Below are 22,503 nucleotides of genomic sequence, written 5' to 3' on the forward strand. Positions count from 1 at the left end.
AGGCTCACCGCGATTGTGGAGTGCTTCGCTCGGCAAGCCATAGCGGATCGTCGCCGAAATGTGGGCGCAGTGCGAACGCTGACATGCAAGCATTGTGCAACCACGGTAATGTTTAACTGGTAAGTGGGTTGAGCGGGCTAGAGCTTTGCTGCCGTCCGCTGGTACGAGGCTGGGAGATGGGCACGATGCTCGAAACCTCAAACGTTCTTGTTGGGGTCGCGGTGCTGTTCGGGGTACTTGTCTTGCTGACGCTGTACCTGCAGATCGGCCATGTCGTTCAGCGTAGGAAGGGCACCAGAAAAACGAAATTTCTCGGCGGCGCGGATTCCGGGGGTCACGGCGTGCAGGACATTCCTGATCCGAAGAACCTCGAGGAGCAACAGTGGGTGCTCGAACTCCTGCTTGACCGGGCGGGTTCCACCAGCGAACCGGATCAGTGGCAGGAAATCCGCCAAGTTGCAGCTAATAAGTGCGGGAAGATGCTGCACGCCACGTTGCGCTCGCGCAAGTCCTCGGACCGTCTCTACGCCCTGGCAGCGATTTACCGATTGGGGCTACGGGGATTCGGACGCGCCATCGCAAAGATCAAGCCCCGTAACGGGCTGGAAGGCGTGTTCAAAGCGGCCATCATGGGCGAAAAGCTTGAGACGGCGGACGCAGCTGGAAGCATCAATGAGCTCTCGTTGGGAAGCATCTACGAAGCGATTCAGGCGACTGAGCAGAAAAGGCAGATCAATGCGTAGCGACATAGCGCTGACAATCCTCGCCTGGATTGGTTACTTCCTAGCGGCCTACGTGCTAATAGTAGTCGGTTTCTATTTCGCTATGATGGTCATCGCGCTCGTGCGCGTCAGACGCAACCGGAAATTCGAGCGCCCCCTGGACTTCCTCGGGGAATCAGAGGTTTTTGATCTGGGCGTGTCGGTGCTGGTGCCCGCCTACAACGAAGAGGCCGGCATCCTGCAGAGCGTGCGCTCCCTGCTCAAGCTGCGGTACACCGATTACGAAATTCTGGTGGTCGACGACGGCGCCTCGGATAACACATCCGCGTTGCTGATTAAGGAATTCGATATGGAGCCGGCGGACTTTCACCCCCGCGAGGACGCGCTGGAGACCGCAGCCGTGCTCGAGCGCTACCAGTCGAGCATCCACCCCAACCTGCGGCTGATACGCAAGGAAAACGGCGGCAAGGCGGACACCCTGAACTGCGGGATCAACTATTCGGCGATGGAGTACGTTTGCACGGTAGACGGGGATTCAATGCTGGAGCAGCATGCGCTGCAGCGCATCATGCGCCCCTTTGTCTTCGGTGGTGGCGATGTCGCGGTGGCCGGCGGCACCGTCGAGCTCATGAACGGCAACGACGTGGTGGGCGGTATGGCGGACAAGCAGGTCAACTTTTCAGAAAATCCGCTGGTGGCGATGCAGGCCTTGGAGTATTATCGCTCCTACCTTATCGGGCGCGTGGCGCTGAGCCAGTTCAACCTCATGCTCGTCTGTTCCGGCGCCTTCACCGTCTTCGACAAATCCTTGCTCATTCGTTACGGCGGGCTCGCCCGTGGGGCGCTGGGGGAGGACATGGAGGTGATTGTGCGCTTGCAGAAAAGCATGCGCGACGACTCCGCCCGCAAACGCATCGTTCACGTCCCCGACGCTATCTGCTACACCGAGGCCCCGGAAACCCTCAAAGTCTTGCGTCTCCAGCGGCGTCGTTGGCACCAGGGAATGTGGGAGAGCCTGTCGCGCCATCGAAGGGTGACGTGCAACCCGAAGTACCGCTCCCTTGGCCTTGTGGCCTTCCCGTACTTTTGGATCGCGGAGGCGCTGCTGCCACTCATCGAGCTCGCCGGCTGGATTTACCTCTTCCTCAGCTTTTTTGCAGGCCAGTTGTTCCTCGAGTTCTCGATCGTGTTCATAGCCTTCTTCATCATCTACTCCGGCGTGGTGAACACGATCGCTGTAATGCTCAGCGCGTGGCAGCAGGGCAAATACCCTAGTTTCGCCGAGATCACCTACATCCTCGGCCTGTCCTTCACGGAGATCTTCTGGTACAAACCACTCGTGCTTTTCTGGAGACTTGAGGGCATCTTCCGCTTCCTGAACAAACAGAGCGAGTGGGGAAAGATGGATCGTGTTGGCTTGGGCAGCTCACAATCCAAGGCGGTGGTGCCGTGAAGAAGTTGATCTCCGCCATCGCGCTCGTATCGCTGCTCCTCCTTGTCCCGGTGGTGGTGTGGGTGGCTAAGCCGAGTGACCTACACAGCGCCTTGGTGATCGAGAACAATGCCGGCACCGCGGCCGCCACGTCCGAGCGTCAGGACCGAGGAGCAGGATACGTGTTCAACTACCGCAAAATCCGTCCTACGTATACATCGTCGAACGACTTGGACTACTCCATCGATGAGCTCAAGGATTTCGACGCCGTGTATCTGACCACAGAGGACGGCTACCGACTGTCGCTCGCGGAGTGGAATAAGGTGGCGGTCAATATCGGCCAGAACGACCCGAGTCTGTTGGTAGCGGAGTACGGCGTTATCCAAAACGCGGAGTCCGGTGAGCTTGCTGAATACATTGCCCGAGATATCGGGGTCAAACCAACCGGGTGGTCAGGTAAGTACGTGGACGACCTCGCTCAACCGGGCGACTCCGACATTCCCGACCGGGTGGTCGCCGCGGCGGGCGGCTGGCAGTACTCGGGACCAGGGCTGGTGCTGAATAACAGCCGGGAGGCCAAGACGATCGTGCTTGAGCTCAGCTCGGAGGGAAGGAAGGGGGGCGTCGGTCTTGACCGCACCGACAAAGCACGGGAGCTCGGCTACAAGGACATTTCGGCACTATACGACGGCTGGTTCGACGTCATCGAGCCAGCCGCCGGGACCGACCCCCTCTACAACTTCGATCTTCGGCTCAGTGATGATCAACTGCAGCAATTACAGGCCAGCGGACTTCCCGGTGTGTTGCCGGCTGTGACCCTAGATCGGGACGCCACCTCGGACCGCATGTACCTTTGTGGTCGTTTCAGCGAGGTTGAGGGTGTGCCCCAGGTGTTTCAGTACGAGGGGATCCAGCACCTTTACAGCTTCCTCCAGCGATTCAGCTCCAGCAACTTCTACTGGAGCGCGTTCTTCCCCATTATCAACCACACCATTAAGGAGCACGCCCGATCGTCTAAGAGAATGCTCGAGGCCAAGCAGGAAGTCGAACAGGAACCGACCGCTGGGGTTTCTTACCCAGCGCGCGTGGGCAAGACCAACGACCGCATCGAGGTGAATATCGACGGAAAGTTCACCCCGTTGACCATCAAGGGAGTGAACATGGGCATGGCTAAGCCCGGTCACTTCCCGGGAGAGGCCGGGATCACTGAGGACGAGTACTACGCCTGGTTCGAAGAAATCGGCGCGATGAATGCCAACACCGTCCGCGTCTACACTTTGCACCCTCCGGGATTCTACCGGGCGCTGGCAAAGTACAACGCGTCACACGCGGCCAAGATCTACGTCCTGCACGGCGTGTGGATCAACGAAGAGTGGATCACGGGTGATTCGGACGCATACCACGACGAGGCGCTGCACGGTTTCCAGAAAGAGATCCAGCATGTGGTCGACGCGATGCACGGTAACGCGCTCGTGGAACATGTGCCAGGGCACTCTTCCGGCGCTTATGCGGCGGATATTTCGGACTATGTCATTGGCTGGGTTCTAGGCACTGAATGGGACCCGTTCATGGTCCTGGGTACCAACGAAAAGCACCAAGACGCGGGGCAGTTCGACGGCGACTACTTTTACACGGACGAGGCTAGCCCGTTCGAGTACTGGCTCGCGGAGCAGATGGAATTCACCACGAACTACGAGGTGTCGCGCTACGAGGAGACCCGGCCCATAAGCTTCACGAACTGGGTGACCACTGATATTTTGAACCACCCCTCCGACAGCTCAAACAAAGAGGACATCGCTGAGGTCAACCCCAACCACATCCACACACGCGGAGTGATGGAGGAGATAGGCCAGTTCGCATCCTACCACGTCTACCCATATTACCCGGAATTCATCCGGATGGACCAAAAGTATGCGAAATCCAAGGATTGGAGGGGTGAGCCGAACCCGTATTACGCGTACCTGCAAGAGCTACGCGCTGCGCATACCATGCCAGTTTTGGTTGCAGAGTTCGGCATCCCCGCCTCGCGCGGAAGAACACATACTGGCCCCAACGACATGCATCAGGGCATGGAGTCCGAGCAGGAGCAGGGCGAGCACCTTGTTCACATGTACGAAGACATCCTGCACGCTGGCTACCTCGGTGGACTCGTGTTCACCTGGCAGGATGAGTGGTTCAAGCGAACCTGGAACACGATGGACTTCGACAACCCCAGCCGCCGCGCCTTCTGGTCTAACGCGCAAACTTCTGAGCAGCAGTTCGGCCTGTTGAGCTTCGATACGCTAAAGGTCAAGGTCGACGGCGATGTCAGGGAATGGGAAGCCGACCCAATTTATTCCGCCGACAACGCGGAAGATCCGATCCGCAACGTTTACATTGACCATGATGAGCGGTACCTCTACTACCGCTTCGATCTCGCCCCAGGCGCGCACGAAAACGGGGGCTACCCAGTTGCATTGGTGGATACTATTGGGGGCCAAGGCAACGAGCACGTCAACAACCTGGGCGTGGACAGTCCGGTAAAGGCGGACTTCATGCTCTCGATGAAGCCCGGGAAATCGCAGCTGCTTGTAAACCCGTACTACGACATGCACGCCTACCTGTACGGCTACTTCCAGAAGTCAATACCGTACAGCGAGAACATATTCCTCAGCAGTACCGGTGAGTTCGTTCCCATCCGCTACGTATTGAACAACGAGATGCGCAACCGCGAAACGGGCGAATTGATCCCCTTCGAGGAGTACGAGACAGGTGCGCTGCGGGAGGGCAACGGCAACCCCAACGCGGATAACTACGATTCGCTGGCGGATTACGCTTGGTCCGCCGACAAATCGAAGCTTGAGGTGCGCATCCCGTGGCTACTTTTGAACTTCCGCGACCCGAGCCAGCGCGAGGTGACCTCGGACCTGTGGGGCAATCAGTCCATCTACGAAAGCGAGTTCGTAGACGATATCGGGCTGAGCTTTGTGTTTGTCGGTGGCGGCGGGGGAGATGAAGCGCTGCAGCAGGCAACCAAGCCGGTCCGCTACACCTGGGACAAGTGGGACCGTTTCGAGACGTCGCACCGGCTCAAGGAGTCCTACTTCATTTTGCAGTCTTTTTACGACACAGTGGAGTAGCTAGCCATCGGGTGCGCCCGGTCAATCCAGCGCTAAACGTCGCCGAGCAACTGCTGGTGGTGTGCGGAACCCAAATTTCGATGCGGGCGGCGTGCGAAGAGAGAAAATTCTCCTCGGTCGGGCGCGCCGAAGAGGATCACGCGGTGGATGTCGGGCCGGGCACCGCATTATCGTATATAAAACCTCTGCCTGGTTTGCCGGCCCATGGTTGACAGGTCAGGGCTCTGGTAAAAGTTGAGGGTATGCCCACCACTGAGTCTCGTCGCGCATCGTCCGCTTGGGACGTTTTCCGCATCTTCCTGCGCCTCGGCTGCACGTCCTTCGGCGGGCCGACAGCGCACTTGGGATACTTCCGCGACGAGTTTGTGGAGAAGCGCAAGTGGTTCTCTGACAGGCAGTACGCCGACTTGGTGGCATTGTGCCAGTTCCTGCCTGGCCCGGCGTCGAGCCAGGTGGGCATGGCGATCGGGCTGCAGCGCGCCGGGTACCTGGGCATGTTCCTGGCGTGGGTGGGCTTCACGCTGCCTTCGGTGCTGCTCATGGTGGCGTTCGCGCTCGGCGTGGCGCAGCTTGGCGATATCAGCGAGGCAGGCTGGCTGCTCGGCCTGAAGGCGGCGGCTGTCGCTGTCGTGGCGCAGGCCGTGTACGGCATGGCGAAGAACCTGGTCACAGGTAAGATTCACGCGGCGATCGCAGTGGCTGCGCTAGTGCTCGTTCTGCTCGTGCCACACCCGCTCATCCAAGTCGGCGCGATCGCGCTCGGCATCCTCGTCGGCCTGGCTTTGTTACGCGGTACAGGGCGAGAAAACGACAAGCCCCGTGAAGACACCGGCTCCCGCACCGTCGGGGCGGTATGCCTCGTGCTCTTCTTTGCCCTTCTTTTTATTCTCCCTGTCGTAGCCCGGCTGATCGGCACGACGGGCGCCGATATCTTCGACACGTTCTATCGCGCCGGCGCGCTCGTCTTCGGTGGCGGCCACGTGGTGCTGCCGCTGCTGGAGACGGTCACGGTTGGCGAGGGGCTCGTGGACCACGACACCTTCCTCGCCGGCTACGGTGCCGCCCAGGCAATGCCCGGCCCGCTATTCACCTTCGCGTCCTTCCTCGGCGCGAGCGCGGAGGGCATGAACTGGGCGCTCGGTGCGACGATTGCCACCGTCGCGATCTTCCTGCCGGCAGCGCTGCTCGTTCTCGGCGCGATGCCGTTTTGGGAGCGCCTCCGCACGATGCCGCGCGCGGGTGCGGCGCTGGCCGGCGCGAACGCCGCTGTCGTGGGAATTCTCGGCGCGGCGCTGTACACCCCGGTCTTCACCGCCGGCATCACCGGCGTGGTCACGCTGTCCATCGCCGTGGTCTGCTACGCCGCGCTGATTTCGTGGAAGGTGCCGCCGTGGGCGGTGGTCATCGGTGCAGCACTCGTCGGTTGGGTGGTGCTATGAATCCGCTCTTCGAAGTCTCTGACGCCCCGCACTGGCAGCTCCCCGGCTTCCAGCGCACCTTCCGGCCGGGCGAGCTCACCGTCGGCCTCACCCTGCCCATCGAGGAGGATGCGGAGTCGAATCCGCTCGACAGCCTGGATAACCAGCTGCGCCTCATCCGCAAGGCTGAGGCCGGGGGAGTGGCCGCGATCTGGGTGCGCGATATTCCGCTGCGCGTCGAGACGTTCGGCGATGTCAGCCAGGTCTACGACCCCTGGATGTACCTGAGCCACATCGCCGCGCACACGGACGCGATCGCTTTGGGCACCGCAGCCATCGTCGTGCCCTTCCAGCACCCGCTGCTTTTGGCCAAGCGTGCCGGCACCATCGACCGCCTCAGCCGCGGCCGCTTCCTCATGGGCGTGGCCACGGGCGACCGCCCCGAGGAGTTTCCCGCGTTCGGCCAGGACAAAGGCAAGCGCGACGAAGAATTCCGCGAAAGAATCGCAGCTTATCGACGAGCCACCCTCACCACCCACACCCCCGTCCGCTGGTCCGGCGGCCGGATGGGCGGCGCCGATGTCGTCCCCAAACCCCAGGCCCGCGAGGTGCCCCTCTTGGCCACCGGCTCCTGCCAGCAGACTCTCGAGTGGCGCGCCGAGCACACCCACGGCTGGCTGATGTACCACAAGGGCCTGGAGATCCAACGCCAGAACGTGCGCAATTGGAACACCGCCGTGGCCGACTGGGCCGCCCGCGAAGGTGTCGCAGGGACCCCGGCCGCCTTCAAGCCCTTCGCCGAATCGCTCTGGCTCGACCTGCACGAGGACCCCGATGCGCCCGCTTCAGGCGGCAGCTTCGGCTACCGCCTCGGCCGCAACACACTGATCCAGCTGCTTCGCTCCCAGCGCGAGGTGGGGATCAGCCACGTCATGGTCAATTTCCGCTCCAGCAAGCGTTCCGCGGAGGAGCAGATCGACGAGCTGATCGAATACGTCATCCCCGCGCTGGAGCGCTAGACCCGGCCCAGCGCCTCCGCGAACCGCGCGACGGTGCCGTCCACGTCTGCCCACTTGTCCAGGCCGAATAGGCCGATGCGGAAGGTGGAGAAACTCTCGGGCTCGCCGATCTGCAGCGGGACGCCACCGGCGATCTGGATGCCGGCCTGCTTGAATGCGGCGCCGGTGGCCTGCTCCGGTGCGGTGGCGTGCATGACCACGATGGAGGTGGCCTCAAAACCCGGGGCTGCAACGGAGACGTAGCCCTTCTCGGCCAGCAGCTCACGGACCTTAGTGCCCAGCTCGACCTGGCGAGCGGTGAGCTCGTCGAGGCCGATCTCCTTGGCTTCTTTCATCAGCTCGAGGTTGTGCGCGATCGTGTCCGTGGGCACAGTGGCGTGGTAGGCGGCGGTGCCGTCCACGTAGCCCTCGGAGATGGCGGTCCACTTGGCCAGGTCCATGGCGAAGCTGTCGGAGGTGGTGTTGTCCAGCTGCGCGCGGCCGTCCTCGGAGAACATGACGTAGCCGGTGGCCGGGGAGCCGGACCAGCCCTTCTGCGGCGCGGTGATGAGGATGTCCACGCCGGTGGCCTCCATGTTGATCCACTTGGTGCCGGCTGCGACGCAGTCGAGGACCATCAGGCCGCCGGCCTCGTGGGCGGCGTCGGCAAGCTTGGAAATGTAGTCGACGGGTAGCTCGAGGCCCGCTGCTGTCTCTACGTGCGCCGCGAACACGAGGTTGGGGCGCTCGGTGCGGATGCGCTCCACGGCGTCGTCGATCGCCGGCGGGGCGTAGGAAGCGCGCTCATCGTCCGAAGTCGGCTCGGCGTTGAGCACCGTGACTTTCTCGGTCACGCCGGAGGCATCGAAAATCTGCGTCCAGCGGTAGGAGAAGTTGCCGGTCCGGATGACCAGCGCCTCCTTGCCGCGTGCGAACTGGCGCGCAACAGCTTCCATCGCGAACGTGCCGCCGCCGGGAACCACAGCCACGGATGACGCGTGGTACGTCTCACGCAGGATTGCCTGAAGTTCCTGCATGATGCCGATGAACTTGGCGGACATGTGGTTCAAAGACCGGTCGCTGAACACGGCCGAGTATTCCAGCAGGCCGTCTGGGTCGATGTCGGGGCGGGGGAGAGTGTTGTCAGTCATGCCCCAACGCTATCGGTTTTCTCTTACGATGGTGAACGCTTACCACGAAAAAGGAGAAAACTATGGGTCGTTGGATCATCGCCATCATCGGTGCCGTTGTTGGCGCGCTACTCACCGGTTTCATTCTCAGCCAGCTCGGTGTGACCGGCATTCTCTACACCATTCTGGTGCTCGTCGGTTCCGCCATCTGCTCGTCGCTCGCGGGAACGCTGTACTTCCGCGCGAAACGCTAGAGCGCGTTCACGCCGCCAGGCAGGCTCCTCAGCATCACATTCCGCTCGGCGGCATGAGCTGCATGCTTATCGACGAACCCCTGCGACCTCTTCCCCGACGCGCAGTACACCACCACATCGGTGCCTTGGGGCAGAGTGTCGATGAACTCGTCGCCGAGCGCGGAATTCCCCTCCAACTCTGAGGTGGGGATGTGCCCGCTTCGCACCGCGGAAACGTCCTTCAGCGCTTTCTCGTGCTCCTCGCGCACGTCGAGGGCGACGGCAGATCCCGTCGCAACCGCAGTCAGAAGCTCTTCATTGTCGTGCACCGGCACCGCGCACACCGCGCCCTCGTAGTCGCCGAAGCTGGTGGCCAGCTCGCGACCGGGGTCGCGGCGGACGGCGAAGCTGCGGATCTGGGTGGTCAGGGCGTCGTACATGCGCAGGGTGCCCACCGGTGCTTCGCCGACGCCGGTGAGGAACTTGATGACCTCGGTGGACATCAGCCCGCCGACCACACTCGTGGTCACGCCGAGCACGCCCGCGGTGGCGCAGTCGGGAACCGAGTCCGCGTCGGGCTGGTCGGGGTAGAGGTCGCGCATGCCCACGCCGTCCTCCGGTGCGCCCGGGCCGGACCACCACAACGCCACGTCGCCGCGGTAGCGCAGCACCGACCCCCACACAAGGGGAGTGCCGGTGATCTCGGCAGCGTCGGCGGCCATGAATTTGGTTGTGAATGTGTCTGAGCCGTCGATGAGCACGTCAATGCCGTCCAGGATCTCCACGGCATTGGAGGCGTCCATGCGGCCGTCGATGGTTCTCACCTCGATGCCGGGCTGGAGTTCGCGCAGGCGCTCGGCGGCCACTTCGGTCTTTTTCCGGCCCACATCGGAGGCTCCGAAGAGAATCTGGCGGTGAATATTAGTCAGGTCGACCACGTCGTCGTCGATAAGCGAAATGTGCCCGACGCCTGTCGCCGCGAGCGTCTGCATCACGGGGCAGCCGAGCCCTCCCGCTCCGATGACCAGCACATTCGCGCGGTGAAGCGCTTCTTGTTGGTCCGGCCCGAAACCGGGCAGATTCATCTGGCGGGCGGTGCGGCGGAGTTCTTGCTCAGGAAGAGAAATCACACCCCTTCACCTTAATGGCCTAAACTTTTTCGGGACATCATGACCGCCCGACTAAAGATTTGGGGCCGATTCCCATGCGCAAACTTCGCGCTGATCCACTGATCTTTTTCACTGCTGTCGGATTCATCGTCGCTTTCGTGGCTCTCACTATCGGTTTCGGTGAGCGCGCCCGCGACACGTATTCCACTGTCTCCACCTGGATGATGGACAACTTCGCCTGGCTGTACATCGGAGGAGTGTCCGCGGTGTTCATCTTCCTGATTGTCCTGTTCGTGTCTAAGTACGGCAATTACCGGCTCGGCGACGACGACGATGAACCCGAGTACTCCCTCCCCGTCTGGTTCTCCATGCTGTTCGCTGCGGGCATGGGTGCGACGCTGATGTTCTGGGGTGCCGCGGAGCCTCTGCACCACGCGTACGACCCGCCGCGCGGCGGGTACGAATCCATGAGCCGCGAGGCAATCCGCCAGGCATTCGAATTCACCTACTACCACTTCGGTATTCACATGTGGGTGATCTTCACGCTGCCGGGCCTGGCCATGGGCTATTTCATCTACAAGCGAAAGATGCCCGCGCGCTATTCGTCGATCTTCTCGCCGCTGCTCGGCTCCAAGGTCTACCAGTGGCCGGGCAAGCTTCTCGATGCCATTGGCATCATCGGCACCGTCTTCGGCCTCGCCGTCTCCGTGGGCCTGGGCGTGCTGCAGATCAGCGCGGGCCTGAACATCCTGTGGGGTGTGCCGTTGGTGACCTGGGTTGAACTCGGGGTCATCATCTTCATCACGGTCTGCGCCTCCGTGTCCGTGGCCACGGGCCTGGACAAGGGCGTGAAGCTGCTGTCGAACCTGAACATCATCGGTTCGATCGCGTTGCTGGTCTTCCTCTTCGTCATGGGGCCGACCCTGAAAATCATCGAGCACCTCACCGAGTCCTTCGGCATTTACGCATCGTCGTTGCCGGAGCTGATGTTCTGGGTCGACTCCTACAACGACAACCCGGGCTGGCACGCCACCTGGACCGCGTTCTACTGGGCGTGGACGATCTGTTGGTCACCGTACGTGGGCATGTTCTTCGCCCGCATTTCGCGCGGACGCACCGTGCGCCAGTTCATTGCCGGCACGATCCTCCTGCCGACTGTCTTCGACATCGTCTGGTTCGCCACCTTCGGCCGCACCGCGATCGACGTGGAGACGAATGACCCGGGCGTGCTCACTGGCCCAGTGGTGGAGGACGGGGAGACCCCGCAGGCGCTGTTCACCCTGCTGGCGCAGTATCCGCTGTACTTCATCAGTGGTGCGGTGGCGCTCGCGGTGATCATCTTCTACTTCGTCACCTCAATCGACTCCGCGGCGTTGGTGATGGACATGTTCACTAGCGGCGAGGAGGAAGCGACTCCGCGGTACTACCGCGTCGCCTGGGCGGTCGCAGTCGGCACGGTGACAGCTGCGTTGCTGTTCATCAACGATTCCGGCATCCAAGCACTGCAGGAAGTGGTGATCATCATCGCCCTGCCGTTCTTCATCGTCTACTTCATCATGATGTTCTCGCTGGTGAAGGGGATGAGCGACGATGCCGCCGCCGAGCGCCGCTTCCGCTCCCGCCAGTGGGAGAAGACCGACACGGCGGAGAAATACGAGGAAGCCGACGCTAAGCCCGCGCCGGGGTACGACGAAGAAGGCAACGAAATCGACCGCCCCGAACTCGAGTACGACCACGAGGAGGGCTCATGGCGCCTCACTGAGAGCGTGCTCACCGAGGCGAAGGCCGAGGACGAAACGGTCGACGCGGAGGTGCCGGAGGGCACGTCTGTCATCATCAAGCCTGAGAAGGACTAGAGCGAGAACAGAACCGCATTGACACTGCCGGCGCGAATCAGCGCCGGCTTTGCCGTATCCAGGACGTACAGGTCGCCGGTGGGGCTGGCCACGGTCCGCTTTCAGAGTTTTACAGCACCTGGTCAGCCCAGCTGGCAAGTCCATCAAAGCTGGACGACGCCACCGCGTGTTCGCGCTTCGGAATACGGCCCGCGCCGCGGGCGAGGAGGCCGCCTTCCACGGCCAGGCGCATCGCGCGCGCCATCGCTTCAGGGTCCTGGCAGCGGTTGACGGCGCTGGCCAGCAGCACGCCGTCGCAGCCGAGCTCCATCGCCAGCGCGGCATCGGAGGCAGTGCCCACGCCTGCGTCGATCAGGACGGGCACCTCCGTGCGCGAGCAGATCAGCTCGATATTGTGCGGATTCAAAATACCTAGCCCGGTGCCGATGGGGGAGCCGAGCGGCATGACGGCGGCGGCCCCCAAGTCCTCGAGCTTCTTCGCTGCCACCGGGTCGTCGGAGGTGTAGGCGAGGACGGTGAAGCCTTCGTCGATAAGCATCTCGCACGCGTCGACCGTTTCGACGACGTCCGGCAGCAGCGTGTGATCGTCGGCGATGACCTCCAGTTTCACCCAGTCCGTGCCCAGGGCCTCGCGCGCGAGCTTCGCCGTGATCACCGCGTCGCGCGCGGTGCGGCAGCCAGCGGTATTCGGCAGCGGCGCAATATTCAGGCGGTTGAGCAGGTCAAAGACCGACTCACCAGAACCCGAGCCAGCAGCGTAGCGGCGCATTGCCACTGTGGTCAGCTCAGTGCCCGACGCGACCAGCGCGCGCTCGAGCATGTCCTGTGAACTCGCCCCGCCGGTGCCCATGATCAGGTGCGAGTCGAATTGCTTGCCAGCGATTTCCAGCACGGCTAGCCCCCCTGAACGGCGGTGAGGATGTCCACCTCGGCACCGTCGCTGAGATGCGTGGATTCCCACTCGGAGCGCGGAACGACATCGCCGTTCACCGCGACGGCTGTTCCCGCGGGCACCTCGCCCAAACGTTCGCGCAGAAGCTTATCGACGCTTCCCGCTTCCGTTTCAACCTTTTCACCGTTGATGACTAGCTGCATTGGTTCCTCCTTGAATGACGTAGGGGATCACAGGCCCCCAACTCTACGGGTGGTTCTTGTCCTTCGACCAGCGCGGCTCCGCACTTCGCGCCCATCGCGGCGAGCAGGATGCCGTGCCGGAAATAGCCGGTGGACACCACGACACGGTCGCTGACCCGGCCGAGGTACGGTAGGTCGTCCGGCGAACCGGGGCGCGCGCCGACGTGGACCTCGATGAGGTCGCAATCCTCGATGCCGGGCACGATCTCGCTGGCGTCGCGAAGCAGTTGCAGCACGCCGCCGGCCTGCGGTTCTGGTCGGTCGTCCTCGCGGGTGGTCGCGCCGATCGTGAGCGTGTCGTCTTCGCGCGGGATCAGGTACACCGGCCGGTCCTCGACGAAACCGCGTATCACACGGTCGATCAGCGGCCGCTGGTGCTTCGGCACGCGCAGCTCCACCATGTCGCCGTAGACCGGCCTGAGTTTCAGCGGGTTCTCGCCATCGAACCAGCCCGTCGTCTCGCGCGCGCCGAGCCCATTGGCCAGCACGACCTGCTCGGCGTCGATATCGTTGACATCTTTCACGGCCTCCGCCACGAATTCCACGCCCGCATTCGCGCACGCGTCCTGCAGCGCGGCCACGAACAGCCGCGGACGGACCTGGTGGTCGCCGGGAATATGCACGGCACCGCTTATCGACGGCGCCAGCGCCCCCTCCAACCTCCTCGCCTCCCGCGTGGTGATCCGTTCCGTGGTCATGCCGTGGAGCTCCTGGTACTCCTGCAGTTCCTCCAAATGCGTCTTATCCGCGCGGTCTTTCGCCACCACCAGCGTCCCGTCAGTGCGGTAGCCGGTCGGCTTGTCCGTGTGCTTCGCCGTCAGCTCGATCAGCTCCGGGTACCACTGGCCGGCCGCGATCATCAGCGGAAACAGCGGATCCTGCTTGTACACGACCTCTGCTGCCGGTGCGAGCATGCCGCCCGCGTGCCAGGTCGCGCCGCTGGCAGGCTCCGGATCGTAGACGGTCACGTTGTGGCCACGATTTGCCAACGTCAGCGCGGTGGACAGGCCGACGATGCCTGCTCCGAGGATTGCAATCTTCTGTTCTGCCATATCGCCATCCAACCTACGCTCTTTTCAGAGCCAGCCATTGTCGTCGCAGGTGCGCGCGGCTGCAAAGCGGTTGGGTGCTCCAGTCTTGGTCATGATCGCCGAAATGTAGTTGCGCACCGTCCCCGTGGAGAGGTTCAACCGCGCCGCGATCTGCTTGATTTCTGCACCGGTGAGCGCCTCACGGGCGACCTCGACCTCGCGCGCAGTCAGCGGTGACGGCGGAGTGAACAGGGATTCCTCCGCGACCTGCGGATCGACGACCCGCAGACCGGCGTGTGTGCGACGCACTGCGTCGGCAAGCTGGTCTGGGGGAGTGTCCTTCACAATGAAACCGGAAGCCCCGGCTTCTAAGGCCGTGCGCAGGTATCCGGGTCGCCCAAACGTGGTCACGATGAGCACCTTGCACGAGGATCCCGCGAGGTCGGCAGCGAGCTCCAGGCCGGTGCGGCCGGGCATTTCAATATCGAGCAACGCCACATCCACATTGTGCTCCCGTACCGCTTCGACGACACCATCGCCGGAACGGCAAGTGGCTACGACCTCTATATCCTTCTCGAGGTTGAGCAATGCAGACAACGCTCCGACGAGCAGCCCTTGGTCGTCGGCGATGAGCACGCGAATCATGCTGTCACCTCCACCCGTGTTCCAGACTCGGTGGGCGGCACCACGAGAGTGCCGCCGGCAGCACTGACCCTGTCAGCGATGCTCACCAGACGCGTCCCCGGTGGCAGGCCGATGCCGTTGTCAGCCACAACGAGCGTGCGCGGGGAGACCTCGATCTCGCATTCCGTGGCCTGGGAGTGCCGGATCACATTTGTCACTGCCTCCCGCAGCACCCATCCGAACAGTGGGGAGTCGGTGGCGCCGTCTGAATCAATCCGCGCCTCGATCCCGGCTGCCGCCAGCGCTGAGCGTGCGGCTTCCACCTCGGCAGTTAGCGACGGCGTGTGAGTCGCCCGCACAGCACGCCGGACGTCCTCAAGTGATTGGCGGGACAGCTCCACGATCTCATCCAGCTCCTTCGCCGCTTCTTTCTTATCGACGTCCACCAGCCTGCGCGCCAGCGACGTCTTCACGTTGATCACAGTCAGCGAATGACCCAATAGATCGTGCACGTCCCGGTAAATCGACTCGCGTTGTCGCGCCAGCTCGAGCTCAGCGGCGAGGTGGACGCGCTCGTCGGTTAGCTTGGTCGCGCTGACCTGCGTTCCCACTGTCACCGCGATGAGCACGGACGCGCCGAAGAAAATCCACGCCGTCAGGTTTCCCGTGAAGAACACGTAGACACCGAACGCCGAGATGATGGCGAGATCCACGATCGTGTGCATGCGCACTGGCATGAGTGATCCGGTCACGGCCGTGATGTAGGGGAGCATTGTGGTCCCCCACACCTCCATGATGGCGGTCACTCCGATCATGGGGATCAGGAGGGCGATCACGCACAACGCCGCGTTGACGGTGTCGTTGCGGTGTGCCCGGATTGCGTGCGCACACAGGTACACCGCCCCGAAGACCACGATCAACGAGGCGCCCGCGGCGTACTGCCAGGCGGGGCGCTCCATGGCGAACAAGCCGGCGAGCGGGCTGACCAAGAGGATCAGCCAGATGCCGGCCTCAACGAGGTGGTAGTGGCCACCGTTCGTTTTCTGGGTCACGCACGCCCTTTCTCGCGGCTATCCAAGGCCAGACTGATCACAGCGAAGATGACAGTCCAGGCAATGATACTGAGCACAGGTTGCCATAGTGGGTCGGTGATCTCGTAGGGCTCGTCCTGAATCAACTGGAGTCCTTCGGCCACAGGCCACCGCGACAGCATGGTGGCGCCGTACATCGGGGTGAACCGGGAGAAGTCGATCAAGTTGCTCGTGAGCGGGAACAGGGTGTTTCCGGCGAAGGCCAGCAGAGTGACTGAGGTGGCGGCAATTGAGACTGCCGTGAGGGACTTCAGCGATTGCGCCCAGACCAAACCGTAGAAGCCGAAAGGCAAGGACACGCCGACGGTGATGAGGAAGCTCCAGAACCACGCGCTGGCGTCCATCTCGGCGTCGACCAATGCGCCGGTGAGGAACACCGCAGCTACGGGCAGCACGACGTTGACGATGATGACGAGCAATCTCGCGACCGCAATCTGCATGTTCGTCAGGGGAGTCAGCGCTAGCTGCCGCCCCCATCCGCTGTTGTGCTCCACGACCACCAACGATGATTGGGAAACAGCTCCAGAAATGCCCGCGTAGAGGGCCATGCCGAGCATGACGAAGGCGGCGACATTGCCGTTGCCCAGTTCATCGCCTGAATACTGCTGGGCAGCACCGAAAATGAGGTAGAGAATCACCGGAAGAACGATGTTGAAGAACAGCGAAGAGGCATCGGATTTGAGGCGTTTGAGGTTGTGCAGTGCGAACTTCAGGGTGGTCATGGCTGCTCCTTATCTGAGGTGAGCGCGACGAAGGAGTCCTCCAGGGACGTTCTGGTGATGGTCAGGTCGTGCGCGTCGGTCTCGGTGAGTAGTTTCCGGGCGTAGGAATCGGCGTCGCTGGTGGTGACGTCGATAAGCCCCTGCGATGACTGCGCTGTGACCCGCTTTTTGTTCGCGTCGGCAGTGAGTTGGTCTGTCGGCCCATCCGCGATGACCTGGCCGTGGTCGAGCACGATGATGCGTTCGGCCAGGTTCTCTGCTTCTTCGAGGTAGTGTGTGGAGAAGATGATGGTGCGTCCGGAGTGGGCCTGGGCGCGCATCGTGTCCCAGAACTCGTGGCGGCTGGTGGCGTCCATGCCGGTGGTTGGTTCGTCGAGGATGAGAATGTCCGGCTTGCCCAGCAACGCAATCGCGAAACGAATGCGCTGTTGCTCGCCGCCAGAGCATTTGCCCACCCGGCGGTTCTGAATCTTGGTGAGATTCGCCTGCTCGATCGCAGCCTCCACGCCGATGGAATCGCGGTGCGTGGAGTTGATCATGGCCAGGGTGTCTTTGACGGTGACAGTGTCGAGGAGACCGCCGGTTTGCATCACCGCACCGATGCGTGCGTCCCGGATGGCCTGCGCCGGGGTCATGTCGGCCACGCGTACTGTGCCGCTTGTCGGCTTGGTCAATCCGAGAATGAGGTCCACCAGGGTGGTTTTGCCTGCTCCGTTGCGCCCAAGCAGGCCGACGATTTCACCGCGGCCAATGCTCAGGCTGACATCTTCAACGGCTTTCACCGATCCGAAATGCTTGCTCACGTTTTGTGTTTCGATCATGCTTCACATTCCACTGCGCGCCGGGAAGGCGAGCGTAGCCCTGCTGTCACGATCTCGGCGTGACAGTTGTCATGGGTGTTAGCCTGGGGTCAAGATTGCGAACCGATCGAAAAAAGGAGCATTAGTTATGTTCACCCGTTCCCGCGACGAAGTGGAAAAGGTCGAGTGGGGCGGCGGCACCTCTGAGCGTGTCGTCACCGCCAAGGACAACATGGGCTTCGCCATCGCCCACACTGTTGTCCGTGCTGGCACTGAGTCCAAGCTGCAGTACCGTAATCACCTCGAGGCTTGCTACTGCATCGGCGGTTCCGGCGAGGTCGAGGACACCGAGGGCAACGTGTACCCCATCACTCCGGGCACGGTGTATGTGCTTGATGAGCACGACGCCCACTACCTCCGCGGCGGCAAGGACGAGGACCTCATCCTGGTCTCCGTGTTCAACCCGGCCATCACCGGCGATGAGAAGCACGAGCTGACCGCCGACGGCTTCAGCTCCTACTAAACCCTTACTGAACACGGTAAAACCCCAGGGACTCCGCAATGCGGAGTCTCTTTTGGCGTGCAAGGGGTGCCAGGAGCACTATGAACACTGACCGAATCCGCCGCGCCGTTCTCATCGTTGCGCTGCTGAACCTGCTCTACTTCTTCATCGAGTTCGCCGCGGCCGTGATGATTGGCTCAGCCTCGTTGTTCGCCGACTCGGCCGACTTCCTGGAGGACACCGCAATCAACCTGCTGGTGTTCTTTGCAGTGGCGAGGCCCGCGTCGCGACGTCGGAAAGCGGGAAGCGTGCTCGCGGCGCTCATCCTGATTCCTGCGATCGCAGCGATCGTGATGGTTGTGACCAAGATTCTCAACCCGGAGCCGCCATCGGCGGAAGGGCTGACGGCGGTGGCGTTCGGTGCGCTGGTGGTCAACGTCATTTGCGCAGTGATCTTGCTGCGCTTGCGCGACGAAGGATCCTCGCTCGCGACGGGTGCGTGGCTCGCTGCGCGTAACGACGCCTTGGCAAACCTCCTCATCATCCTCGCTGGTCTGCTGACGTTCGTGTGGCCGACCGCGTGGTTCGACATCGTCGTCGGAGCCATCATCGCAGTGGTCAACTTGTCGGCGGCCAAGGAGGTGTGGGAGGAATCCCGCGAGGAGCATGACTCCGTCGAAGAGGCGTTTGCAGATATGGAGGACTAGCAAAACCCGATAGGGTAGCTAGAACACCTGTCACCGACGGCAGAAAGGGTCTGTCCATGTCAACCACAGTGGAAAGCCACGGCAAGCGAGGCAAGAGGAAATCGGGATGGCTGGGGCCGGGGTTGCTGATTAGCGCCTCCTTCATCGGCCCGGGCACGGTCACGACGGCAACAGTCACCGGCGCGAGCTACGGATTCGCTCTGACGTGGACAATCGTGTTCTCCATCGTGGCGACGATTATCCTGCAGGAAATGTCTGCCCGACTCGGTCTCATGGGAAAGTTGAGCACGGGTGAGGCGCTGCGCGCGACCTTCGAGTCGCCGGTGGCGAAAGCGCTGATGATCACGCTCATTGTCGCGGCGATCGGCATCGGCGGCGCCGCTTATGCCGGAGGCGACACCACCGGCACCGCTTTGGCTCTGAGCTCGGTCACGGGGCTGAGCATCCCCTTGCTCGCCGGCATCATCGCCGCGATCATCGTCGGGCTGCTGCTCACCGGCAGCTACAAAGTGATCGAGAACGTCATGACGGGCCTCGTCGTGATCCTCGCGCTCATATTCCTTATCACTGCCATTTCCGTGAAACCGGATCTCGGGGAGATGTTCCGCGGGGCATTCGTGCCGAGCATTCCGGACGGCGCGGTGCTCACCGCGATCGCGCTCATCGGAACGACCGTGGTGCCCTACAACATCTTTCTCCACTCCAACCTCGTCCAGGAAAAGTGGGGCGATGAGCCGCAGGAGCAGGCGCTGAAGAAAGCCCGCGTGGACAACGTCATTTCCATCTCCGTCGGCGGCTTGATCACCCTCGCGATTCTGGCGACGGCCGCCGCGGTCATGTTCACCAAGGGGCTCGAAGCCGAGTCCGCGGCCGACCTGGCTGAGCCGCTGCGCCCCATGCTCGGTGACTTCGCTCCCTGGGCTTTGGCGATTGGCCTCTTCGCAGCCGGTCTGACGTCCGCTATTGCCGGCCCCCTCGGCGCGGCCTACGCGATCTGCGGTGTGCTCGGCTGGTCCTCGGATATGAAGGACAACAGGTTCCGGGCGATTTACCTGACAGTCGTCATCGTCGGTGCGATCATTGCCATCACCGGCGTGAACCCGATCCAGGTGATCATCCTCGCTCAAGCCGCGAACGGCATCCTGCTTCCGGTCGTCGCGTTCTTCCTGCTGTACACGATGAACAACAAGAAGCTTCTCGGTGAGCACGCCAATGGACTCGCCTCTAACATCTTCGGAGGAGCCATTTTCCTGGTCACCGTGGTGCTCGGCGGGTACTCGCTCTACAGCCTGTTCTAGATGGTGGCAGCCGCGTTAAACCGTGTATCCAACGATGAGCATCATGATGGCCATCGGGATACCGGCCGCGACAAGGGTCGCCGTGGTGTAACCCAGCACATCGCGGATTTTCATGCCGGCGACAGCGAGCATGGGCAGCGCCCAGAACGGCTGAATCATATTGGTCCACTGGTCGCCGTACGCGATCGCCATGATGGCCATCTCTGGTGACGCTCCCAACTGCTCTGCTGCATCGAGAAGGATCGGGCCCTGAACAGCGAGCTGGCCGCCGCCTGACGGGACAAAGAAATTCACAATGCCCGCAGAAATGAAGCCGAGAACGCCCAGTGTCTCCGGTGTGGCGACAGCGACGATGGAGTTGGACAGAATCGCCGCCAGACCAGTCGTGGTCATGATGCCCATGATGCCGGCGTACAGGGGGAACTGGAGGAGGATATCGCCGACATTCGACGCGGCTTCCTTGGTCAGCTGCGCGAGCTCGTGGGGGCTGCGGACAAGCAGGAAGATGAGCGTGAGGAACGTCCAGTTCACAATGTTCAGCGTGACGCTACCCCCGTTGACGAAGTGGACAACGAGGTAGGCGAGCAACGCCAATCCGGTGACGAGGGTGAGGATGCGCGAAGCATCGATGCGGTCAGCGGTGGTGTCCCGAGGGGCTGGTGCCTGCTCTTTCTCCACCAGTTCTGCCACCGTGTCGTCCTTGATCAGGTGAGAGCTCTGCACCTCGCGGGGTGCGATGAAGTAGAGCACCAATGCCACGCAGGCGAGAGTGACCACGATGGTGGTCAAGTTCCACCAGGAAAACAGCGTGTCGGACAGGGGAATGGTCCGCCCCAACTGCTTGGCAATGAACGACCCGTCCGTTGCCGCAGTGAGCTGGGCGGAGCCGGAGTAACCCATGTGCCAGACGACCATCGCCGAGTACGCCGAAGCAATCAGCATGGGAAAACTAATGCTCTGTCCACGCTGGTGGAACTGAACCGCGATGTTCTTGGCCAAGATGGCACCGAGCATGAGGCCCAGTCCCCACGAGAACAGCATCGCCATCGCCGTCACTCCGAAAAGGAAGAGGTAGGCCGCCATTGGCTTCTTCGGCACTGTTGCAAGAGACCTGAGCAGGGTGCTCACTGCGCTGGTTCCAGCCAGGATTGACCCAAGTAGCAGCACAAGGGCCATCTGTGTCATGAACTCGAGAAGCCCGGACAGGCCGTTGCCCCATCCGGTAACGACATCCACTGGCCCCGCGTCGGTGAACACGAGGGCCATGATCGCCACGATGGCCGTGAGCACGATCGCGAAAGTGAGGGCAGAGGGGGTGTATTCCTCGATGAGCCGGTTGATCGGCCGCATGGCGCGTGCGAAGAACGGGTCTCGAGAGGGGGTCGCCGCTTCGCCTCGCTGAACAGTCGTAGTCACAGTGTCCTCCATCATCAAAAGCGCAAAATATGGGCTGCGTCACATTATGCCCAATTGATTTTGGAAGTAAAGCTACTTTCTAAGAAAAACTAAATGTGGGGAGCCGACGGCGCAGCGGATTTAGGTGCGCCCGCGCCCAAATTCGCGGATGACCCGCTCGACGTAGCTGCGGGGATCGTCGGCGTTCATGATGCCGCGGACGATGGCGACACCGTCCACGCCGGTGCGGGCGAGGTCAGCGGCATCGTTGACAGTGACGTCGCCTATGGCGACGATAGGGAGCTTTGAGCTATCGACGAGAGCAGGGTACCCCTCGAGCCCGAGTGGTTCGCGGCCGGAATCTTTCGTGGGTGTTGCTCGGAACGGACCGGCGCCGATGTAGTCGATGACGTCTGCGTACGAGTTCGCGTTCTCGACGAGGTCGAGGGTGCCCGTTGTCAGACCGATGATCGCGTCCGGGCCCAGTAGTTCGCGCGCGACGCGGGGATCGAGATCGTCTTGGCCGATGTGCACCCCGGCGATGCCGTGGGGTTTGAGGGCTAGGGCGACGTCGACGCGGTCGTCGATAAGCACGTGCGTTGCGGGGTTCGCGTCGCGCACGGCGGTGACGACGGCGCGGGCGAGGTCGTAGAGGTCCCGCGCGGCAATTGGCTTGCTACGCACCTGGATCAAGCCCGCGCCGCCGAGGGCGGCCGCGCGGGAAGTTTCAACGATGTGGGCGGGTTCACCCTGGCCGGTGATGAAGTAGCAGCGGAGGTCGAGAGAATCAGTTGTCACGCAGCGCCTCAATCAACTCGTCTTTGGTCATGTCGGAGCGGCCGGCGATGTCGAGCTCCTGGGCGCGCGCGTACAGTTCGTCCTTTGTCCAGTCGTCGTACGAGCCGGACTCGCCGCCTTTCGCGCTCACCTTCGAGCGTGACGAGTTGGCGGCGGCGTTGGCGATCGCCGCTGCTTTAGACTTCGAGTTGCCCTCCTCGCGGAGCTTCTCGTAGAGCTCGCCGTCTTTGACAGAGGGTCCGCCGGGCGTGTTCTCGGGATGTGCGTCCTTGGCCATGCCCGCAATTCTATGGCCAACACACGCTGCGGTAAGCGGGAAAGATGGCAGAGTGATGGCACGCTGGGGATGGTCTTGGACCGGAGTGTCCGAGGATGAACAAAAGG

At 62.3% G+C, this 22,503-nt stretch carries 22 protein-coding genes; 10 read left to right on the top strand and 12 right to left on the bottom strand.

What is annotated here, in order from left to right; translation table 11 throughout:
- Positions 1-176: 176 nt before the first annotated feature.
- The 5 genes from BLS40_RS11025 to BLS40_RS10655 all read left to right on the top strand — a co-directional run bounded on the left by BLS40_RS11025 (position 177) and on the right by BLS40_RS10655 (position 7,710).
- Positions 177-743, top strand: a complete 567-nt coding sequence (locus tag BLS40_RS11025; protein WP_157672479.1) for a hypothetical protein — start codon at positions 177-179, stop codon at positions 741-743.
- Entirely contained in the window at positions 736-2,175 is a 1,440-nt protein-coding gene (locus BLS40_RS10640; protein WP_157672480.1) for a glycosyltransferase family 2 protein, read from the top strand. The genes BLS40_RS11025 and BLS40_RS10640 overlap by 8 nt, the downstream gene beginning before the upstream one ends.
- Positions 2,172-5,273, top strand: coding sequence for a hypothetical protein (locus BLS40_RS10645; RefSeq protein WP_092151916.1), 3,102 nt, complete (start codon positions 2,172-2,174; stop codon positions 5,271-5,273). Before BLS40_RS10640 ends, BLS40_RS10645 begins: the two co-directional genes overlap by 4 nt.
- A 242-nt stretch (positions 5,274-5,515) precedes the next feature.
- Entirely contained in the window at positions 5,516-6,712 is a 1,197-nt protein-coding gene (gene chrA / locus BLS40_RS10650; protein WP_092151918.1) for a chromate efflux transporter, read from the top strand.
- Positions 6,709-7,710 (top strand): LLM class oxidoreductase, encoded by a 1,002-nt coding sequence (locus BLS40_RS10655; RefSeq protein ID WP_092151920.1) that lies wholly within the window; start codon positions 6,709-6,711, stop codon positions 7,708-7,710. The genes chrA and BLS40_RS10655 overlap by 4 nt, the downstream gene beginning before the upstream one ends.
- Here BLS40_RS10655 and BLS40_RS10660 read toward each other — a convergent pair.
- Positions 7,707-8,840 carry an aminotransferase class V-fold PLP-dependent enzyme gene (locus tag BLS40_RS10660; protein ID WP_092151922.1) on the bottom strand — a complete coding sequence of 378 codons (1,134 nt, stop codon included), beginning with the start codon at positions 8,838-8,840 and terminating at the stop codon, positions 7,707-7,709. The two genes, BLS40_RS10655 and BLS40_RS10660, sit on opposite strands and share 4 nt — an antisense overlap.
- 62 nt (positions 8,841-8,902) lie before the next feature.
- On the opposite strand from BLS40_RS10660, the gene BLS40_RS10665 reads away from it, so the two are divergent.
- Positions 8,903-9,073, top strand: a complete 171-nt coding sequence (locus BLS40_RS10665; protein WP_092151924.1) for a glycerol dehydrogenase — start codon at positions 8,903-8,905, stop codon at positions 9,071-9,073.
- Here BLS40_RS10665 and BLS40_RS10670 read toward each other — a convergent pair.
- Positions 9,070-10,182 (bottom strand): ThiF family adenylyltransferase, encoded by a 1,113-nt coding sequence (locus BLS40_RS10670; protein WP_092151926.1) that lies wholly within the window; start codon positions 10,180-10,182, stop codon positions 9,070-9,072. The genes BLS40_RS10665 and BLS40_RS10670 overlap by 4 nt on opposite strands.
- A gap of 74 nt (positions 10,183-10,256) precedes the next feature.
- On the opposite strand from BLS40_RS10670, the gene BLS40_RS10675 reads away from it, so the two are divergent.
- Complete coding sequence (locus BLS40_RS10675) at positions 10,257-12,017, top strand: BCCT family transporter (RefSeq protein ID WP_092151928.1); 1,761 nt, start codon at positions 10,257-10,259, stop codon at positions 12,015-12,017.
- A 109-nt stretch (positions 12,018-12,126) separates the two neighbouring features.
- Here the strand turns inward: BLS40_RS10675 and BLS40_RS10680 are convergent, their stop codons facing one another.
- Genes BLS40_RS10680 through BLS40_RS10710 form a run of 7 tightly spaced genes read right to left on the bottom strand, consistent with a single transcriptional unit; the run spans position 12,127 to position 17,440 of the window.
- On the bottom strand, positions 12,127-12,909 hold the full coding sequence (locus BLS40_RS10680) for a thiazole synthase (protein ID WP_092151930.1): 783 nt from the start codon (positions 12,907-12,909) through the stop codon (positions 12,127-12,129).
- Positions 12,910-12,911: 2 nt separating this feature from the next.
- Complete coding sequence (thiS, locus tag BLS40_RS10685; RefSeq protein ID WP_092151932.1) at positions 12,912-13,112, bottom strand: sulfur carrier protein ThiS; 201 nt, start codon at positions 13,110-13,112, stop codon at positions 12,912-12,914.
- On the bottom strand, positions 13,103-14,203 hold the full coding sequence (gene thiO / locus BLS40_RS10690; protein WP_092151934.1) for a glycine oxidase ThiO: 1,101 nt from the start codon (positions 14,201-14,203) through the stop codon (positions 13,103-13,105). The genes thiS and thiO overlap by 10 nt, the downstream gene beginning before the upstream one ends.
- 24 nt (positions 14,204-14,227) lie before the next feature.
- Positions 14,228-14,827, bottom strand: a complete 600-nt coding sequence (locus BLS40_RS10695; protein WP_076599939.1) for a response regulator transcription factor — start codon at positions 14,825-14,827, stop codon at positions 14,228-14,230.
- Positions 14,824-15,858 (bottom strand): sensor histidine kinase, encoded by a 1,035-nt coding sequence (locus tag BLS40_RS10700; protein WP_092151935.1) that lies wholly within the window; start codon positions 15,856-15,858, stop codon positions 14,824-14,826. Before BLS40_RS10700 ends, BLS40_RS10695 begins: the two co-directional genes overlap by 4 nt.
- Positions 15,855-16,619: an ABC-2 transporter permease gene (locus BLS40_RS10705; protein WP_092151937.1), complete on the bottom strand. Its 765-nt coding sequence runs from the start codon at positions 16,617-16,619 to the stop codon at positions 15,855-15,857. The genes BLS40_RS10700 and BLS40_RS10705 overlap by 4 nt, the downstream gene beginning before the upstream one ends.
- A complete protein-coding gene (locus tag BLS40_RS10710) occupies positions 16,616-17,440 on the bottom strand; it encodes an ABC transporter ATP-binding protein (protein ID WP_172808031.1) in 825 nt (274 codons plus the stop codon). The genes BLS40_RS10705 and BLS40_RS10710 overlap by 4 nt, the downstream gene beginning before the upstream one ends.
- A 127-nt stretch (positions 17,441-17,567) precedes the next feature.
- Here BLS40_RS10710 and BLS40_RS10715 point away from each other — a divergent pair, with 127 nt between their 5' ends.
- From BLS40_RS10715 to BLS40_RS10725, 3 genes are all read left to right on the top strand, one after another.
- Positions 17,568-17,942, top strand: coding sequence for an ectoine synthase (locus BLS40_RS10715; RefSeq protein ID WP_005291538.1), 375 nt, complete (start codon positions 17,568-17,570; stop codon positions 17,940-17,942).
- Between the two features lie 80 nt (positions 17,943-18,022).
- Positions 18,023-18,628, top strand: coding sequence for a cation transporter (locus BLS40_RS10720; RefSeq protein WP_092151939.1), 606 nt, complete (start codon positions 18,023-18,025; stop codon positions 18,626-18,628).
- 56 nt (positions 18,629-18,684) lie between these two features.
- Positions 18,685-19,926 carry an Nramp family divalent metal transporter gene (locus tag BLS40_RS10725; protein WP_092151941.1) on the top strand — a complete coding sequence of 414 codons (1,242 nt, stop codon included), beginning with the start codon at positions 18,685-18,687 and terminating at the stop codon, positions 19,924-19,926.
- 15 nt (positions 19,927-19,941) lie between these two features.
- Here BLS40_RS10725 and BLS40_RS10730 read toward each other — a convergent pair whose 3' ends face one another.
- The 3 genes from BLS40_RS10730 to BLS40_RS10740 all read right to left on the bottom strand — a co-directional run bounded on the left by BLS40_RS10730 (position 19,942) and on the right by BLS40_RS10740 (position 22,396).
- Complete coding sequence (locus BLS40_RS10730) at positions 19,942-21,342, bottom strand: short-chain fatty acid transporter (protein ID WP_197672617.1); 1,401 nt, start codon at positions 21,340-21,342, stop codon at positions 19,942-19,944.
- A gap of 120 nt (positions 21,343-21,462) precedes the next feature.
- Positions 21,463-22,119 (bottom strand): thiamine phosphate synthase, encoded by a 657-nt coding sequence (locus BLS40_RS10735; protein WP_092151943.1) that lies wholly within the window; start codon positions 22,117-22,119, stop codon positions 21,463-21,465.
- Positions 22,109-22,396, bottom strand: a complete 288-nt coding sequence (locus BLS40_RS10740; protein ID WP_092151945.1) for a DUF7218 family protein — start codon at positions 22,394-22,396, stop codon at positions 22,109-22,111. The genes BLS40_RS10735 and BLS40_RS10740 overlap by 11 nt, the downstream gene beginning before the upstream one ends.
- Positions 22,397-22,503: the final 107 nt, after the last annotated feature.

The organism is Corynebacterium mycetoides (assembly GCF_900103625.1).
In the GTDB taxonomy this organism is placed as follows: Bacteria; Actinomycetota; Actinomycetes; order Mycobacteriales; family Mycobacteriaceae; genus Corynebacterium; species Corynebacterium mycetoides.

Coding starts and splice junctions, on each gene's coding strand:
- BLS40_RS10640 (WP_157672480.1), top strand. CDS start 736: ATGCGTAGCGACATAGCGCTGACAATCCTCGCCTGGATTGGTTACTTC.
- BLS40_RS10655 (WP_092151920.1), top strand. CDS start 6,709: ATGAATCCGCTCTTCGAAGTCTCTGACGCCCCGCACTGGCAGCTCCCC.
- thiS (WP_092151932.1), bottom strand. CDS start 13,112: ATGCAGCTAGTCATCAACGGTGAAAAGGTTGAAACGGAAGCGGGAAGC.
- thiO (WP_092151934.1), bottom strand. CDS start 14,203: ATGGCAGAACAGAAGATTGCAATCCTCGGAGCAGGCATCGTCGGCCTG.
- BLS40_RS10740 (WP_092151945.1), bottom strand. CDS start 22,396: ATGGCCAAGGACGCACATCCCGAGAACACGCCCGGCGGACCCTCTGTC.
- BLS40_RS10675 (WP_092151928.1), top strand. CDS start 10,257: ATGCGCAAACTTCGCGCTGATCCACTGATCTTTTTCACTGCTGTCGGA.
- BLS40_RS11025 (WP_157672479.1), top strand. CDS start 177: ATGGGCACGATGCTCGAAACCTCAAACGTTCTTGTTGGGGTCGCGGTG.
- BLS40_RS10705 (WP_092151937.1), bottom strand. CDS start 16,619: ATGACCACCCTGAAGTTCGCACTGCACAACCTCAAACGCCTCAAATCC.
- BLS40_RS10710 (WP_172808031.1), bottom strand. CDS start 17,440: ATGATCGAAACACAAAACGTGAGCAAGCATTTCGGATCGGTGAAAGCC.
- BLS40_RS10720 (WP_092151939.1), top strand. CDS start 18,023: ATGAACACTGACCGAATCCGCCGCGCCGTTCTCATCGTTGCGCTGCTG.
- BLS40_RS10725 (WP_092151941.1), top strand. CDS start 18,685: ATGTCAACCACAGTGGAAAGCCACGGCAAGCGAGGCAAGAGGAAATCG.
- chrA (WP_092151918.1), top strand. CDS start 5,516: ATGCCCACCACTGAGTCTCGTCGCGCATCGTCCGCTTGGGACGTTTTC.
- BLS40_RS10695 (WP_076599939.1), bottom strand. CDS start 14,827: ATGATTCGCGTGCTCATCGCCGACGACCAAGGGCTGCTCGTCGGAGCG.
- BLS40_RS10660 (WP_092151922.1), bottom strand. CDS start 8,840: ATGACTGACAACACTCTCCCCCGCCCCGACATCGACCCAGACGGCCTG.
- BLS40_RS10665 (WP_092151924.1), top strand. CDS start 8,903: ATGGGTCGTTGGATCATCGCCATCATCGGTGCCGTTGTTGGCGCGCTA.
- BLS40_RS10715 (WP_005291538.1), top strand. CDS start 17,568: ATGTTCACCCGTTCCCGCGACGAAGTGGAAAAGGTCGAGTGGGGCGGC.